12 protein-coding genes are annotated in these 14,804 nt (G+C 73.3%); 9 read left to right on the top strand and 3 right to left on the bottom strand.

Annotation, left to right across the window (positions count from 1 at the left end):
* Positions 1 to 72 precede the first annotated feature (72 nt).
* From sucB to ACZ6KY_RS00445, 5 genes are all read left to right on the top strand, one after another.
* Positions 73 to 1,884 carry a 2-oxoglutarate dehydrogenase, E2 component, dihydrolipoamide succinyltransferase gene (sucB, locus tag ACZ6KY_RS00465; protein ID WP_469308084.1) on the top strand — a complete coding sequence of 604 codons (1,812 nt, stop codon included), beginning with the start codon at positions 73 to 75 and terminating at the stop codon, positions 1,882 to 1,884.
* 320 nt (positions 1,885 to 2,204) lie between these two features.
* The gene (locus ACZ6KY_RS00460; protein ID WP_328555938.1) at positions 2,205 to 2,828 is read left to right on the top strand and encodes a GntR family transcriptional regulator; all 624 of its coding nucleotides are present in this window, start codon (positions 2,205 to 2,207) and stop codon (positions 2,826 to 2,828) included.
* A 296-nt stretch (positions 2,829 to 3,124) separates the two neighbouring features.
* Positions 3,125 to 5,830 carry a pyruvate dehydrogenase (acetyl-transferring), homodimeric type gene (gene aceE, locus ACZ6KY_RS00455; protein WP_469308083.1) on the top strand — a complete coding sequence of 902 codons (2,706 nt, stop codon included), beginning with the start codon at positions 3,125 to 3,127 and terminating at the stop codon, positions 5,828 to 5,830.
* 154 nt (positions 5,831 to 5,984) lie between these two features.
* Positions 5,985 to 6,956, top strand: coding sequence for a helix-turn-helix transcriptional regulator (locus tag ACZ6KY_RS00450; RefSeq protein ID WP_469308082.1), 972 nt, complete (start codon positions 5,985 to 5,987; stop codon positions 6,954 to 6,956).
* A gap of 207 nt (positions 6,957 to 7,163) precedes the next feature.
* The gene (locus tag ACZ6KY_RS00445; RefSeq protein WP_469308482.1) at positions 7,164 to 7,685 is read left to right on the top strand and encodes a DUF4240 domain-containing protein; all 522 of its coding nucleotides are present in this window, start codon (positions 7,164 to 7,166) and stop codon (positions 7,683 to 7,685) included.
* Between the two features lie 259 nt (positions 7,686 to 7,944).
* On the opposite strand, the gene ACZ6KY_RS00440 is transcribed toward ACZ6KY_RS00445, so the two are convergent.
* Entirely contained in the window at positions 7,945 to 8,229 is a 285-nt protein-coding gene (locus ACZ6KY_RS00440; protein ID WP_469308081.1) for a hypothetical protein, read from the bottom strand.
* Positions 8,230 to 8,341: 112 nt separating this feature from the next.
* Complete coding sequence (locus tag ACZ6KY_RS00435; protein WP_469308481.1) at positions 8,342 to 9,040, bottom strand: peptidoglycan recognition protein family protein; 699 nt, start codon at positions 9,038 to 9,040, stop codon at positions 8,342 to 8,344.
* 425 nt (positions 9,041 to 9,465) lie between these two features.
* On the opposite strand from ACZ6KY_RS00435, the gene ACZ6KY_RS00430 reads away from it, so the two are divergent.
* Both ACZ6KY_RS00430 and ACZ6KY_RS00425 read left to right on the top strand, forming a co-directional pair.
* Positions 9,466 to 10,650 carry a MarP family serine protease gene (locus ACZ6KY_RS00430; protein WP_469308080.1) on the top strand — a complete coding sequence of 395 codons (1,185 nt, stop codon included), beginning with the start codon at positions 9,466 to 9,468 and terminating at the stop codon, positions 10,648 to 10,650.
* A 186-nt stretch (positions 10,651 to 10,836) separates the two neighbouring features.
* A complete protein-coding gene (locus ACZ6KY_RS00425; protein ID WP_469308079.1) occupies positions 10,837 to 11,538 on the top strand; it encodes a TetR family transcriptional regulator in 702 nt (233 codons plus the stop codon).
* 13 nt (positions 11,539 to 11,551) lie between these two features.
* On the opposite strand, the gene ACZ6KY_RS00420 is transcribed toward ACZ6KY_RS00425, so the two are convergent.
* Positions 11,552 to 12,043, bottom strand: coding sequence for a GNAT family N-acetyltransferase (locus ACZ6KY_RS00420; RefSeq protein ID WP_469308078.1), 492 nt, complete (start codon positions 12,041 to 12,043; stop codon positions 11,552 to 11,554).
* A gap of 72 nt (positions 12,044 to 12,115) precedes the next feature.
* On the opposite strand from ACZ6KY_RS00420, the gene ACZ6KY_RS00415 reads away from it, so the two are divergent.
* Both ACZ6KY_RS00415 and ACZ6KY_RS00410 read left to right on the top strand, forming a co-directional pair.
* Positions 12,116 to 13,033: a TIGR01777 family oxidoreductase gene (locus ACZ6KY_RS00415; RefSeq protein ID WP_469308077.1), complete on the top strand. Its 918-nt coding sequence runs from the start codon at positions 12,116 to 12,118 to the stop codon at positions 13,031 to 13,033.
* A gap of 279 nt (positions 13,034 to 13,312) precedes the next feature.
* Complete coding sequence (locus tag ACZ6KY_RS00410) at positions 13,313 to 14,674, top strand: NAD(P)/FAD-dependent oxidoreductase (RefSeq protein WP_469308480.1); 1,362 nt, start codon at positions 13,313 to 13,315, stop codon at positions 14,672 to 14,674.
* Positions 14,675 to 14,804: the final 130 nt, after the last annotated feature.

Here is a 14,804-nt window from a genome sequence, read left to right as displayed (position 1 = left end):
AGACTTCCGCACTTCCCCTAGCTCTCGATTCCGATCGAGCAGGGGAGACCCCAATAAGGAGCAACAGAAACCATGCCGGTTTCCGTAACCCTTCCGGCACTCGGTGAGAGCGTCACCGAGGGCACTGTCACCCGCTGGCTGAAGGCCGAGGGCGAGCGCGTCGAGGCCGACGAGCCGCTGCTGGAGGTGTCGACGGACAAGGTCGACACCGAGATCCCCTCTCCCGCCGCCGGCATCCTGGCGTCCATCAAGGTCGCCGAGGACGAGACCGTCGAGGTCGGCGCCGAGCTGGCCGTCATCGACGACGGCACGGGCGCGCCCGCCGCCGCCCCGGCCCCCGCCGCCGAGGCCCCGGCCGCCGCTCCGGCCGCCCCCGCCCCGGTCGCCGAGGCTCCCGCGGCCCCGGCCGCTCCCGCCGCCGCCCCCGCCGCTCCGGCCGGTGGCGCCTCCGGTACCGACGTCGTGCTGCCCGCGCTGGGCGAGTCGGTCACCGAGGGCACCGTCACCCGCTGGCTGAAGCAGGTCGGCGAGGAGGTCGCGGAGGACGAGCCGCTGCTCGAGGTCTCCACGGACAAGGTCGACACCGAGATCCCCGCGCCGGTCGCCGGCGTGCTGCTGGAGATCGTCGTCGGCGAGGACGAGACCGCTGAGGTCGGCGCCAAGCTGGCCGTCATCGGCGCTCCGGGCGCGGCTCCGGCCGCCGCCGCTCCTGCCGCCCCCGCTGCCCCCGCCCCGGCTCCGGCGGCCCCCGCCGTTCCGGCTCCGGCGGCCCCCGCCGTTCCGGCCCCGGCCCCGGTCGCCGCCGCCCCGGCCCCGGCCCCGGTCGCCGCCGCCCCGGCCCCGGCCCAGCCGGCCCCCGCGCCGGTGGCCGCGCCCGCCGCTCCGGCCCCCGCGCCGGTCGCCGCCCCCGTCACCCCGGCTCCGGCGCCCGCCGCCACCGCCGGTGACGACGGCGCCTACGTGACCCCGCTGGTGCGCAAGCTCGCCGCCGAGAACGGCGTCGACCTGGCCGCCGTCAAGGGCACCGGCGTCGGCGGCCGTATCCGCAAGCAGGACGTCATCGCCGCCGCCGAGGCCGCGAAGGCCGCCGCGGCCGCTCCGGCTCCGACCGCCGCCGCCCCGGCCGCCTCCGCCAAGAAGGCGCCGGTCCTGGAGGTCTCCCCGCTGCGCGGCCAGACCGTCAAGATGCCTCGCATCCGCAAGGTCATCGGCGACAACATGGTCAAGGCCCTGCACGAGCAGGCACAGCTGTCCTCGGTCGTCGAGGTCGACATCACCCGGCTGATGAAGCTCCGCGCGCAGGCGAAGGACTCCTTCGCGGCCCGCGAGGGCGTCAAGCTCTCCCCGATGCCGTTCTTCGTGAAGGCGGCGGCCCAGGCGCTGAAGGCCCACCCGGCCGTCAACGCCCGGATCAACGTGGACGAGGGCACGATCACCTACTTCGACACCGAGAACATCGGTATCGCGGTGGACTCGGAGAAGGGCCTGATGACCCCGGTCATCAAGCGCGCGGGCGACCTGAACATCGCCGGTATCGCCAAGGCCACCGCCGACCTGGCGGGCAAGGTCCGGGCGAACAAGATCACCCCGGACGAGCTGTCCGGCGCGACCTTCACCATCTCCAACACCGGCTCGCGCGGCGCGCTGTTCGACACGATCATCGTGCCGCCGAACCAGGTCGCGATCCTGGGCATCGGCGCCACGGTCAAGCGTCCGGCCGTCATCGAGACGGAGGAGGGCACCGTCATCGGCGTCCGCGACATGACGTACCTGACGCTCTCCTACGACCACCGTCTGGTGGACGGCGCCGACGCGGCCCGTTACCTGACCGCGGTCAAGGCGATCCTGGAGGCGGGCGAGTTCGAGGTCGAGCTCGGCCTGTAACCCGCACCGCTCGCACGCTGACACGGCACCCCCGTCCGGACCTCCGGACGGGGGTGCCGTGTTTGTGCGGGGCCGGGGTTCCCGCGGCCGCCGTTCTTCCGCCGGACCCCGGGTTCGGCGGTCACATCGGCGGTACGAATCCGGACTTCACCCGGTACGAGCCCGTACGGCAGGGAACACTCTGACAGCGTGTAAGTCTCGTCTCACCTGCGGGAAAGCGCCGCCATGCACCCCTCACCGACCGGGGCGCGGCCTTATTGTCTAAAGGTCAAACGCCCTCGGGGTTTCGCCGTTTCGCCGCCCCTCCCAAAGGAGCCTTCATGACCGCGCCCGTCGTCCACTCGCTGCGCGAACAGATCCGCGAGCACATCGTGGAGGGGATCGTCAGCGGGCGCTGGAAGCCGGGCGAGCGGATCGTGGAGCGGCGGATCGCCACCGAGCTGGAGGTCAGCCAGACCCCGGTCAGGGAGGCGCTGCGCGAGCTGGAGTCGCTGCGGCTGATCGAGTCGGCGCCGAACAAGGGCGTACGGGTGCGGAATCTGACGGCCGCCGACCTGGAGGAGAGCTACCCCGTACGAGCCGGTCTTGAGGCCATCGCGGCGGAGCTGGCGGCCGGGCGGCTGGCCGAGGACTGCTCGGCCCTCGAACCGCACGTGACGGCGCTGTACGAGGCCGACCGGCTCGCGGACGGGACCGGCCAGGTGCGGCACACCGTGGGGTTCCACCGCGAGCTGGTCCGGGCGGCCGGTAACTCCGTCCTCCTGCACACCTGGGAGGGCCTGGGCATCGAGGTCTTCACGGCCCTGTCCATCCGCTGGCTCGGAACCGTCCAGCAGTCGTACGCGGAGGAGCACGAAGCCCTCGTGGACGCCTTCAGGCGGCGCGATCCGCTGATCGCCGACCTCGTGAAGGCCCATGTCCTCGGCTGCGCCCCACGCCCGTGAGGCACGCCCGGACGACACCGGCGCAGGGGAGCACACCCGCGCTCAACCGTGCTCCCACCTGCGAGAACCGTCGATTTTCAAGGCACCCGGTGCCTGGCTTCAAGGCACCCCGTGCCGACTTTCCGATCTGAAGAGGATTTCCCCCGGAATCCTTTGATCGATCATCGATCAGGGAGTTACAGTCACCGACGGGCTCCTACAAGAGCCCGCCGCCCTGTCCTGCCACAGACCAAGGGCACACCCCGAAAACCCCTTGCCGATGAGGGAACCCCCCTCCGCATCCGGAAGGCGGCGCAATGACCGACCCCACCGCAATCCAGCCGAGCGAGCTCGACCAGCTCCCGGACCGCGACCCCGAGGAGACCGCCGAATGGCAGGCCTCCCTGGACGCCGTCACCCAGGCGGCCGGGCCGCACCGTGCCGCGTACCTGATGCGCCGCACGCTGGAGCGCGCCGAGGGCAACGGTCTCGCGCTGCCCAAGCTGCTCGAGACCGACTACGTCAACACCATCCCCACCGCCGCCGAGCCCACCGTGGACGGCGACGAGGCGATGGAAGCCAGGATCACCGCGTGGAACCGCTGGAACGCGGCCGCGATGGTGACCCGGGGCGCGAAGCACGGCGTCGGCGGCCACATCGCCACCTTCGCCTCCGCGGCCTGGCTCTACGAGACCGGCTTCAACCACTTCTTCAAGGGCAAGGAGGGTGACGGGTCCGGCGACCAGCTCTACATCCAGGGCCACGCCTCCCCCGGCATCTACGCCCGTGCCTTCCTCGACGGGCGCCTGACCGAGCACCACCTGGACAACTTCCGCCAGGAGGCGGGCGGCAACGGCCTCCCGTCGTACCCGCACCCGCGCCGGCTGCCCTGGCTGTGGGAGTTCCCGACCGTCTCCATGGGTCTCGGCCCGCTGTCGGCGATCTACCAGGCCCGCTTCAACCGCTACCTCACCAACCGCGGCATCAAGGACGTCTCGGCGTCCCACGTGTGGGCGTTCCTCGGTGACGGCGAGATGGACGAGCCGGAGTCGACGGCGGCACTCGCACTCGCCTCCCGCGAGGGTCTGGACAACCTGACCTTCGTCATCAACTGCAACCTGCAGCGCCTCGACGGCCCGGTCCGCGCGAACTTCAAGATCGTGCAGGAGCTGGAGGCCCAGTTCCGCGGCGCCGGCTGGAACGTCGTGAAGTCGCTGTGGGGCTCGGCCTGGGACGAGCTGTTCCGGCTCGACACCACGGGCGCGCTCGTCCGCCGCCTGCGCCAGGTACCCGACGCGCAGGTGCAGACGTACCAGACCCGCGACGCCGCCTACATCCGCCAGGACTTCTTCGGCTCCGACCCGGCGCTCGTCGAGATGGCGAAGCTGCTGAGCGACGACAAGATCTTCGAGTGCTTCCACCTCTCGCGCGGCGGTCACGAGGCCCGCAAGGTGTACGCGGCCTACCGCGCCGCCCTCGCCCACAAGGGCGCGCCGACGGTGATCCTGGCCCAGACGGTCAAGGGCCACACCCTCGGTGAGGGCTTCGCGTCGAAGAACGCCAACCACCAGATGAAGAAGCTGTCGACGGACGAGTTCAAGCAGATGCGTGACCTGCTCGAACTGCCCATCTCCGACAGCCAGTTCGTCGACGGCGTGGTGCCCTACGGCCACCCGGGCGCCGATTCCCCCGAGGTCCGCTACCTCCAGGAGCGCCGCGCGGCGCTCGGCGGCCCGGCCCCGGCCCGCCGTACGCACGCCGTGGCCCCGCTGCCGGCCTCCGCCGACAAGACGTTCGCGGCCTTCGACAAGGGCTCCGGCACGCAGAACCTGGCGACGACGATGGCCTTCGTCCGGCTGGTCAAGGACCTGGTCCGCGACAAGCAGACCGGCCGGCGCTGGGTGCCGATCGTCCCGGACGAGGCCCGTACCTTCGGTATGGAGTCGCTCTTCCCGTCGCTGGGCATCTACTCGCCCAAGGGCCAGACGTACGAGCCGGTCGACCGCGACCAGCTGATGTACTACAAGGAGGCCAAGGACGGCCAGATCCTCAACGAGGGGATCACCGAGGCCGGTTCCATGGCGGACTTCATCGCCGCGTCGACCGCGTACTCCACGCACGGCGAAACGATGATCCCCTTCTACATCTTCTACTCGATGTTCGGCTGGCAGCGCACCGCCGACCAGATGTGGCAGCTCGGCGACCAGCTCGGCCGCGGCTTCCTGGTCGGTGCCACGGCGGGCCGTACGACGCTGACCGGTGAGGGCCTGCAGCACGCGGACGGCCACTCCCCCGTCATCGCGGCGACCAACCCGGCGGCGCTGTCCTACGACCCGGCGTTCGCGTACGAGATCGCGGCGATCGTCAAGGACGGTCTGCGCCGGATGTACGGCGAGGCGGCCCCGGGCGAGGACCAGGACGTCTTCTACTACCTGACCGTCTACAACGAGCCGATGCGGCAGCCGGCCAAGCCTGCCGGCCTCGGTATCGACGAGGGCATCCTCAAGGGCCTGTACCGCTTCAACACGGCGGAGTCTGCGGGCCTGAACGTGGCCGCGGCGAACGCCCCGCGCATCCAGCTGCTCGGTTCCGGTACGGCGATCCACTGGACCCTGGAGGCCCAGCGGCTGCTCGCCGAGGAGTGGGGCGTGGCCGCCGACGTGTGGTCCGCGACCTCCTGGACCGAGCTGCGCCGCGACGCGCTGGAGGCCGACGCGGCCCTGCTGCGCGGCGAGGAGCGCGTGCCGTTCGTCCGCCAGGCGCTGCAGGGCGCGGAGGGCCCGGTGCTCGCGGTCTCCGACTACATGCGCCAGGTCCCGGACCAGATCGCGCAGTGGGTCGAGCAGGACTGGTCCTCGCTCGGTGCCGACGGCTTCGGCCTCTCCGACACCCGTGCGGCGGCCCGCCGCCACTTCGGCGTGGACGCGCAGTCGATCGTCGTCGCGGCGCTGGCGCAGCTCGCCCGCCGCGGTGAGGTCAAGGCGTCCGCGGTGAAGGAGGCCCGGGAGCGCTACGGCCTGTAGTGCTCGGGGTATGAACCCGGTGAAGGGGTACGGCGACCGACCGCCGTACCCCTTCACTGATTTTCCCCGCCCTCGCACGACGGCCCCGCACGGCGGCCCCGCGGGGTCAGCCGCCCGTCCCCGGGTTGTCAGTGGTGCCCGGCATGATGAAGCCATGCGTGCCGCTCGTCTGATCAAGCTGGTGCTGCTGCTCCAGACCCGCGCGTCGATGACCGCCGCCGAGCTGGCGCGGGAGCTGGAGGTGTCCGAGCGCACGATCACGCGGGACGCGCAGGCGCTGTCGGAGGCGGGGGTCCCGGTGTACGCGGACCGGGGGCGGACCGGCGGCTACCGCCTGGTCGGCGGGTACCGGACGCGGCTGACGGGGCTGGCTCGCGGCGAGGCGGAGGCGCTGTTCCTGAGCGGGGTACCGGGGGCGCTGCGCGAGATGGGCCTCGAGGACACCGCGTCGGCGGCCCGGCTGAAGGTGTCGGCGGCGTTGCTGCCCTCCGTTCGGGACGCCTCGCGCACGGCGGCGCAGCGGTTCCATCTGGACGCGCCCGCCTGGTTCAGCGAGCCCCGGACGCCGGAGCTGCTGCCCTCGGTCGCGGACGCGGTGTGGGACGACCGCCCGGTCCGCGCGCGCTACCGGCGGGGCGAGTCGGAGGTGGAGCGGACGCTGGAGCCGTACGGGCTCGTCCTGAAGGCGGGCCTCTGGTATCTGTGTGCGCGGGTGGCGGACGCGGAGTCCTTCCGGGTGTACCGGATCGACCGGTTCACCGCCGTCGCCCTCGGTGCGGAGCGCTTCCGCCGGGACGAGGGGTTCGACCTGCCCGCGTTCTGGGAGGAGCGGGCCGAGGAGTTCGCCCGGTCCGTCCTGCGGTCCGAGGTCGTCGTACGGCTGTCCCCGGAGGGCGTACGACAGTTGCCGTACGTCCTTGATCCCGTGGCCGCGAAGGAGGGGCTCGGCGCGTCCGGCGCCCCCGACGGGTGGGGCTGGGTGACCCTCACGCTCCCGGTCGAGTCCGAGGAGGTCGCCCGCGTACAGCTGCGGGGGCTCGGGCCCGAGGTGGAGGTGATCGCTCCGGCGGCCCTGCGGGAGCGGTGCGCGAAGGACGCGGCCGGATCGGCCTCGCTCTACCGGTGATCGCGGCCGGACGGGTGGCGTTCCACCGGTGCTCGCGGCCGGATGCGCGGCACTTCGCCGGCGATCGCGGGCTGCGTGAGGCCGTTCCGCGCCACCCCGCTTGAAATCCGCACGAACCCGGCGGTTTTACCTTCGGCATGTGCATGCATAACAATCTGCGCCACTCCGCGTGCGTCCCTCCCGCCCAGGCCCGATGCTGGACCCGTGATGGACGAGACGGAGTTCTGGCAGCTGGTGGACACGACCCGCGAGACTGCCGAGGGCGATCCCGAGGAACAGGCCGATCTGCTCGTCGAGCGGCTCGTCCAGCTCGACCCGGACTCCGTCCTGGACTTCGCCCGGCACTTCGAGTCCCGCTACAACCGCGCGTACCGCTGGGATCTGTGGGGCGCGGCCTGGGTGCTGCTCGACGGGGCCAGCGACGACGCCTTCGACTTCTTCCGGTGCTGGCTGATCGGCCAGGGCCGGGACGTCTTCGAGGGCGCGATGCACGACCCCGACACGCTCGCCGAACTCCTGGAGGACTTCGACGAGGAGATCGACGGCGACGGCGAGGAGCTGGGTTACGCGGCCGACGAGGCCTACGAGCAGCTGACCGGTGCGGTCGCGCCCGCCCTGGGCATCCCGGCCGCGGCGGCGGAGCCCGAGGGCACCCCGCTCGAATTCGAGAACGAGTCGGTCATCGCGGAGCGCTACCCCAAGCTGTGGGAGCGGTTCAGGGAGGACTGACGGGACCGGCTGCGGGGACTGACGGGACCGCCGGGGACCGGCTGCGGGACCAGCGGAACCTGTTGCGGGACTGGCAGGACCGGCTGCGGAACCGGCGGTCCCTGCTGTGGGACTGGCGGGACCCGAGTCTCAGGCGTGGCCGGTCCGCTTCCAGGCTGCGGTCCGTCGGCGCCAGGCCGCAAGTCCGCCGGCTCCAAGCCGCAGGTCCGCCGGGTCTGGGCCGCGGCTCCGCCGGCTCCAAGCCGCAGGTCCGCCGGGTCTAGGCCGCGGTTCGTCGGCGGACCAGGTCCGAGGGGAGGTGCGCCTGCGGCTGATCGGCGTGCGCCGTTTGGTGCATCGGGGCCGCGTTGGCCTGGTCCAGCGCGGACGCCGTGACCGCCGCCGGGCCCAGGACGACCGTCGCCACCGCGCAGACCACCGCCCACGGGCCGCGCGCGGTCCTCACCCGGCCGTCGGCCGGCTCCGCGTCCCGCGCGCCCGCGATGTGCCCCGCGTGCGCCCCGCTCCCCGTGCGGCGCGCGGGCTCCGTCCGACTGATCCTCATGATCCCCACCTCCGGTCAGTGCGTACGACGACCGTAGGACGCACGGCTCTGGGGAGTCTGTGAGCCGCCGGGGGCGTGCCTGTGACTGTCGGCGCGGGGCTCGGCGGGGCCGTCAGCGGCCCTGGTAGCGGGCGGCCAGGGCGCGGATCTCGGGGAGGCGGGCGGTGAGGGCGGCACCGGGGCACGTGGTCATGAAGGCGGCGTTGTGGCCGGAGACGGTGGAGAGCACGGCGGCGGTGCCCGTCGCGTACCGGCTGAGGCTGTTGCTGGAGACGAGGCGGACGGTGCCCCGGGGATCGACGCCGGCGAGCCCGAGTTTCCAGGCCACGAGGCGGGCTATCGCCTCGGTCATCGCCTTCGGCACCGGTGCTCCCCCCGTGAAGGTGCCGATCGCGGCGATCCCGGCGGAGCGATGGTTGAAGCCCTGCGTGTGCGCCCCGGTGACAGGCCGGTCGACGCCGCCCGCGCGGCCCTCGTAGATCGTGCCGCAGCGGTCGACGAGGAAGTTGTAGCCGATGTCGTCCCACTGTTTGACACCGGTCTGGCCCGCGTAGACGTCACGGATGATGCGGGGCACGTCGGCGCAGTCGTAGCCGTTCGGCGAGTCGGTGTGGTGGATGAAGACCGCGACGACTCGGTCGTCGTAACGGGGCGGCGGCTGCTCGCGCGTGGTCGCGGCGTCGAGCCACTTCGACCGCGGCACGATGGGCGGCCGGGCGACGGGGCGGGGCACGGTGAGCCGGGCCGCGACCGGGGGCGGTCTCGGGACGGACGCGCGGGGCGCCGTGCGGTCCATCCCGGCCGTGCACATCACCAGCGCCAGGAGGGCGAGCAGGCCGGGTACGCACCCGAAGAGGATGAGGAGCGGTCTCGGCGGCCCCACCCGCGCACGCCGGCGCACGCCGGACGGCAGGGAGGCACGGGGCGCTCGCCCCGCTCCTGTGTGATCCTCGCGGGCCCGGGGCGCCGGGCGCCCATGACGCACGGGACGGGACGCTCGCTCCCCGCTCCGTATTCGAGGCCCCCGCGGCTTCCGGAAGACACGCATGGAGCCACCCTGACCCGGATCAGCGCGGCCCGCGATGTGTGGTGTGCCACCTGGTGGAACCATCATGCGTGTCCGGGACGTTTCTACAGGTCCACGGGTGTGTGGCCGTTTCCGCGGCACCGAACGCGCGTGGCTGATCACTGGGCCCGCCCGGCGCGTACTAAGGGGCCCTAGAGAAAGGCGGCTCCGTGGACGTGCTCGACCTCCTGCTGATGCTGGTGATCCTGGTCTACGCGGCGTCCGGGTACCGCCGCGGCCTGGTGGCCGGCTGTGTGTCGCTGGCCGGTTTCGTGGGCGGCGCCGTCATCGGCGTATGGGTGCTGCCCTGGATGATGGAGCTGGTCACGGCGGGGACACCGGCGGCGACGGTGACGGCGGTGCTCACGGTGCTGGTGCCCGCCGTGGTGGGCCACGAGCTGGCCGGGCGGCTGGCGCTGAAGCTGCGCCGCGAGCTGGACGAGGGGCCGCTGCGGGTGGCCGACGGGATCGGCGGAGCCGCGGCGAACACGCTGGCCGTGCTGCTGGTGGCCTGGGTGGCGGCGAGCGTGCTCGGCGCGTCCTCCTCGGTGGTGGTGACGCAGTCGATCCGCAACTCGGCGCTGCTGGGCGCCGTGCAGAAGACGATGCCGGAGACCACCCCGACCTGGTTCTCGCGTGCGACCTCGGCGCTCACGGAGGCGGGCTTCCCGCAGGTCTTCAACCCGTTCGAGAACGAACCGACGGCCGGGGTCGCCAAGCCCTCCGGGGACAGTGTGACGCCGTCCGCGACGAACGCCGCCAAGCTGAGCACGGTGAAGGTCGAGGGCGTCTCGGGCAACCAGGGCCGGGAGGGCAGCGGCTTCGTCTACTCCTCCCAGCACGTGATGACCAACGCCCACGTGGTGGCGGGCATCGACCGGCCGACCGTGCGGGTGGGCGGGGTCGGCCGCCCCTACCAGGCGCGGGTGGTGCTCTTCGATCCGCAGAAGGACGTCGCCGTCCTGTACGTGCCGGGTCTGCGGGCGCCTGTCGTCCACTTCGACGGGGTCGCCTCGCGCGGCGACTCCGCGGTGGTCGCGGGCTACCCGCAGGACGGTGGCCTCGATCTCCAGGCCGCCACGGTCGCGAACCGCATCAACGCGACGGGCCAGAACATCTACAACTCCGGCACGGTCACCCGCGAGATCTACTCGATCCGCTCGACCGTCCGTCCGGGCAACTCCGGCGGGCCGCTCCTCACGACCGACGGCAAGGTGTACGGCGTGGTCTTCGCCCGTTCGACCTCGGACAACGAGACGGGGTACGTCCTGACGGCGCACGAGGTCGCGGGCGACGCCCACAAGGCGGCACACGCCACGGCCCGCGTGGACACGGGCGACCTCGTCACCTCCTGACCCGGGCGGGTCGCGGACCGGCCCGGGAGCGCGGCCTGCCCCATGCCGGGGAACGCGGCCTCCTCCCGGCGAGGGGATACGGCCGTCCCGGCGCGGGTCCCGGGGTGTGGTGCCCACGGCCTGGGACCCTGCGGCGCGGGGCCGCCGGGACCCGCCGTGTGGCATGTTTTGCCGCATCGGCGAAACATGCCCCTCGCCTCTCTCCCGGCGTACGCTTTCCCCGTGAGCAGCCAGCCGTCCCGCGCGCCCGAAGCCCCCGCACTCTCGCTGACCGAGCGCCGCAAGGCGGCGACCCAGCTCGACATCGCGCGCGCGGCGGCGGAGCTCTTCACGGAGCACGGCCCGGACGGCACCACGGCGGAGGACATCGCCCGCCGGGCCGGCGTGGGGCTGCGCACCTTCTACCGCTACTTCCGCAACAAGCAGGACGCCGTGGGCCCGCTGCTCGCCGCCGGAGGCGACCACTGGCGGGCGCTGCTCGCGGCGACGGAACCGGACACGGCGCTCCCGAAGGCGCTGGAGCGGGCGGTCACGGAGGCGCTGTCCTCCCCCGGCGCGCACGCGGCCGAACGACTGGAGCAGACCCGCACCCTGCTGCGGGCTGCCGTCGGCGATCCCGCGCTGCGCGCCGTCTGGTACCGGGTGAACCAGGAGTCGGAGGAACGGCTGATCCCGGTGGTCGCACGGCTGGCCGGCACCGGTGCGGACCCGCTGGAGACCCGGCTGATCGCCGCCGCGGCCACGGACGCGATCCGGATCGCCCTGGAGACCTGGGCGGCCACGGACGCGGCGGCGGACGGACCGGGTTCACCCGCAGAGCTGGCGCTCCGCTGTCTGCGTCACCTCATGGACGGCCTTCGCCCGTTGCCCACCGGGGACGAGGACTGATCAGCGGGACCGATCAGAGCGGGCGTCCCATCAGGACGTCGTCCACGTACACGCCGTCCAGCAGGAACTCGCCGGGCAGGATCCCCTCGACGACGAAGCCCTCGGACTCGTACAGCCCGCGCGCCGGAGTGTTGTGGCCGAGCACGCGCAGCGTGATGCGCCGGGCGCCCTGGCGGCCGGCCTCCTCGCGCGCCGCCCGCAGCAGCGCGCGGCCCACCCCGGCGCCGCGCGCGTCGTCGGCGACGGCGAGTCCGAGGATCTGCCGGACGTGCGCGTTGCTGGCGAGCGGGGTCGGGAAGCCGAGCCGGATGTACCCCACCAGGCGGCCGTCGAGCTCGGCGACGAAATGGTCCCGGGGACCGAACCGCTCGCTGTAGAAGGGTTCGTACGGCGGCCTGGGGCGCGGCATGACGGCGTGCAGCGTGGACCAGGTGTCGCGGTCGAGCCGGCCGAGCGCGTCCTCGTCGTCGAGGGTGGCGGTGCGTATCCGCGGAGCAGCTGACATACCGGTCACTGTACGGCCGCCGCGCTGGGGCTCGTTCCGTGAAGTCCGCGGCGGCGCGGGCAGGATGGACCCATGAGCGACTCACCGCTGTCCCCGGGTTCCCGCATCGTGATCGCCGGCGCGTCCGGTCTGATCGGTTCCGCGCTGGCGCGCTCCCTGAGCGCCGAGGGGCACGAGGTGGTCCGGCTCGTGCGCCGGGAGCCGCGCTCGGCGCACGAGGTCCGGTGGGATCCGCAGCGGCAGCGGATCGACGCGGTGGGGCTCATCGGCTGTGCCGCGGTGGTCAACCTGGCGGGCGCCCCGGTCGCGGCGCGGCCCTGGACGCGAACGTACAAGCGGATGATCCGGGACAGCCGGGTGCTCGGGACGGCGACCCTCGCGGAGGCGGTGGCGTCGCTCGACGAACCGCCGCGGGTCTTCGTCAACGGGAGCGCGATCGGGTTCTACGGGGACACGGACGGCCGTGCGGTGGACGAGTCGGCGCCGCCCGGGGACGGGTTCCTGCCCTCCGTGTGCGTGGAGTGGGAGGAGGCGACGGCTCCCGCGCAGGAGGCAGGGGTGCGTACGGTGCTGCCCAGGACCGGGCTCGTGGTGGCCCGCGAGGGCGGGGCCTGGGCCAGGCTGATCCCGCTGTTCCGGGCGGGCGCCGGGGGGCGGATGGGGAACGGGCGCCAGTACTGGAGCTACATCGCCCTGCACGACGAGGTGGCCGCGATCCGGCATCTCATCGACACGGAGTCCCTGTCCGGGCCGGTGAACCTGACCGCCCCGGACCCGCTCACCAACGGCGAGATCACCGAGGCGATGGGCCGCGTGCTGCGCCGCCCGACCCTCCTCACCACCCCCGCCCCACTCCTCCGCCTCGCCCTGGGCGACATGGCCGAGGACATCCTGGGCAGCCAACGCGTCCTGCCCACCCGCCTCCTGGAATCGGGCTTCACCTTCGCGTTCCCGTCGATCGAGGGAGCCCTGCGCGCCACGCTGGACTGAGCGGGGGGGCGCGTCTCCGGGGAACCCCGGAGCACCTCGCCGGGTGTCGCCCGGGGCACGCGTACCGCCTCCGGCGGGTCCAACTGCCCCCGGCGGTCGGGTACATGCACCCCCCATGCTCCCGTGCACGGCCGCCGCGCGACTTCCCCCTCGGGCCCACACCTCGCACCCTCGATCCGAACTCGGGTATCCCAGAAGCGTGTTGGGGGCATGACGTCCCCACCGGCCGCGCAACCTCGAGGAGGGCACGTGCTAGAGCCCGCACGCCAAGCCGCGCACATGGCGGAGATCGCGGAAGACGTGGACGTCGTCGTCGTCGGAGCCGGTGTCGCCGGCCTCGCGGCCGCACGGCATCTGACCGGGGCGGGGCTGAGGACCGCCGTCCTGGAGGCCGCCCCCCATGTGGGCGGTCGTATGTCCACGGAGAAAATCGACGGCTTCCGGCTGGACCGGCTCGGCCGGCTCCTGTCCACCTCGTACCCGGAACTGCGCCACACCCCGGGCCTGGGCGCCCTTGCCCTGTGCCCGTTCTCCCCCGGCGTGCTGCTGCACAGCGACGGACAGCGCCACCCCGCGGGCACGCCCGGCACTCCCCGGAGCGCGAGGGGCGCACTCACCACCGCACGCGCCCTCGCGAGCGCCCCCCGGCTTCCGCTGCCCCGGCCCGCCCGCGGAACCACCCGCCCCGGGCCGCTCGGCGGCCCCCTCGACCAGTCCCGTCTCAGCACGGCCCTCGCGCGTCTGGCCGCCACCCCGCCGGAGCGCCTGCTCGCCCGCCCGGACCTCGCCGCGGCGGGGGCGCTGACCGCCCGTGGCCTCCCGCCCCGCACGGTCGACACCTTTCTGCGCCCCCTCCTCGCCGCCCTGCTGTGCGACCCGGAGCTCCGGACGTCGAGCCGTTGCGCCGACCTCGCGCTGCACTCCTTCGCGACGGGCCGGCTGTGTCTGCCGGAGGGCGGCGCGGACGCGCTCCCCGAGCTGCTCGCGGCCGCCCTTCCGCCCGGCACCGTGCACACCGGCGTCGAGGTCACCGCCGTCTCCACGACCCGTGTGACGACGAAGGACCACGGCGAACTCCGTTGCCGGGCCGTCCTGTTGGCGACCGGCGCCCGCGCAGCCGCCCAGTTCCTGCCCGGACTGCACGTCCCCGCCTTCCATCCGGTGACCGTTCTGCACCACACCACGGACGAACCCCCGCTCACCGAACCGGCGTTGCTCCTGGACGCCGACCGGAGCGGTCCGGTGGCGCACACGGCGGTCGTCAGCCAGGTCGACCCCACCCGGGCACCCGCGGGCCGCGCCCTGATCTCCTCGACCGTGCTGGGCACTCCGCCCGCCGCGGCCCACCTGGACGCGGCGGTCCGCGCCCAGCTGGCCCGTCTCTACGGCACGTCGACGTCCCGCTGGGAACTGCTGGCGGTCCATCACGAACCCGAGGCGGTCCCGGCGATGCCGCCACCGCACGATCCGCGCCGCCCCGTACGGCTGCTGGCGGGCCTGTACGTGTGCGGCGACCACCGGGACACCAGCACGGCACAGGGCGCGCTGCACTCGGCCCGGCGGGCCGCCCACGCCCTCCTGACGGACCTGGACGTCCGCCCGGCCCCGTTGGCGGCACCCCTGGAGTCCGCCGCCGCCTGACCCCGCGTCCCAGGCTCTGGTCCCAGAGCCTGGGACCATCCCGGCGACGCCTGCCTGCCGGGCGGGCGAAACATGCTCCCCCGGTGAGCCCATCGAGCTTCCCGGTCTCCGGTACCCCAGGCCGGAGACC

It is taken from the genome of Streptomyces sp. NPDC042002, assembly GCF_055588305.1.
Note: the sequence above shows the minus strand (reverse complement) of the source record. Positions and strands in the feature narration are given on the sequence as shown.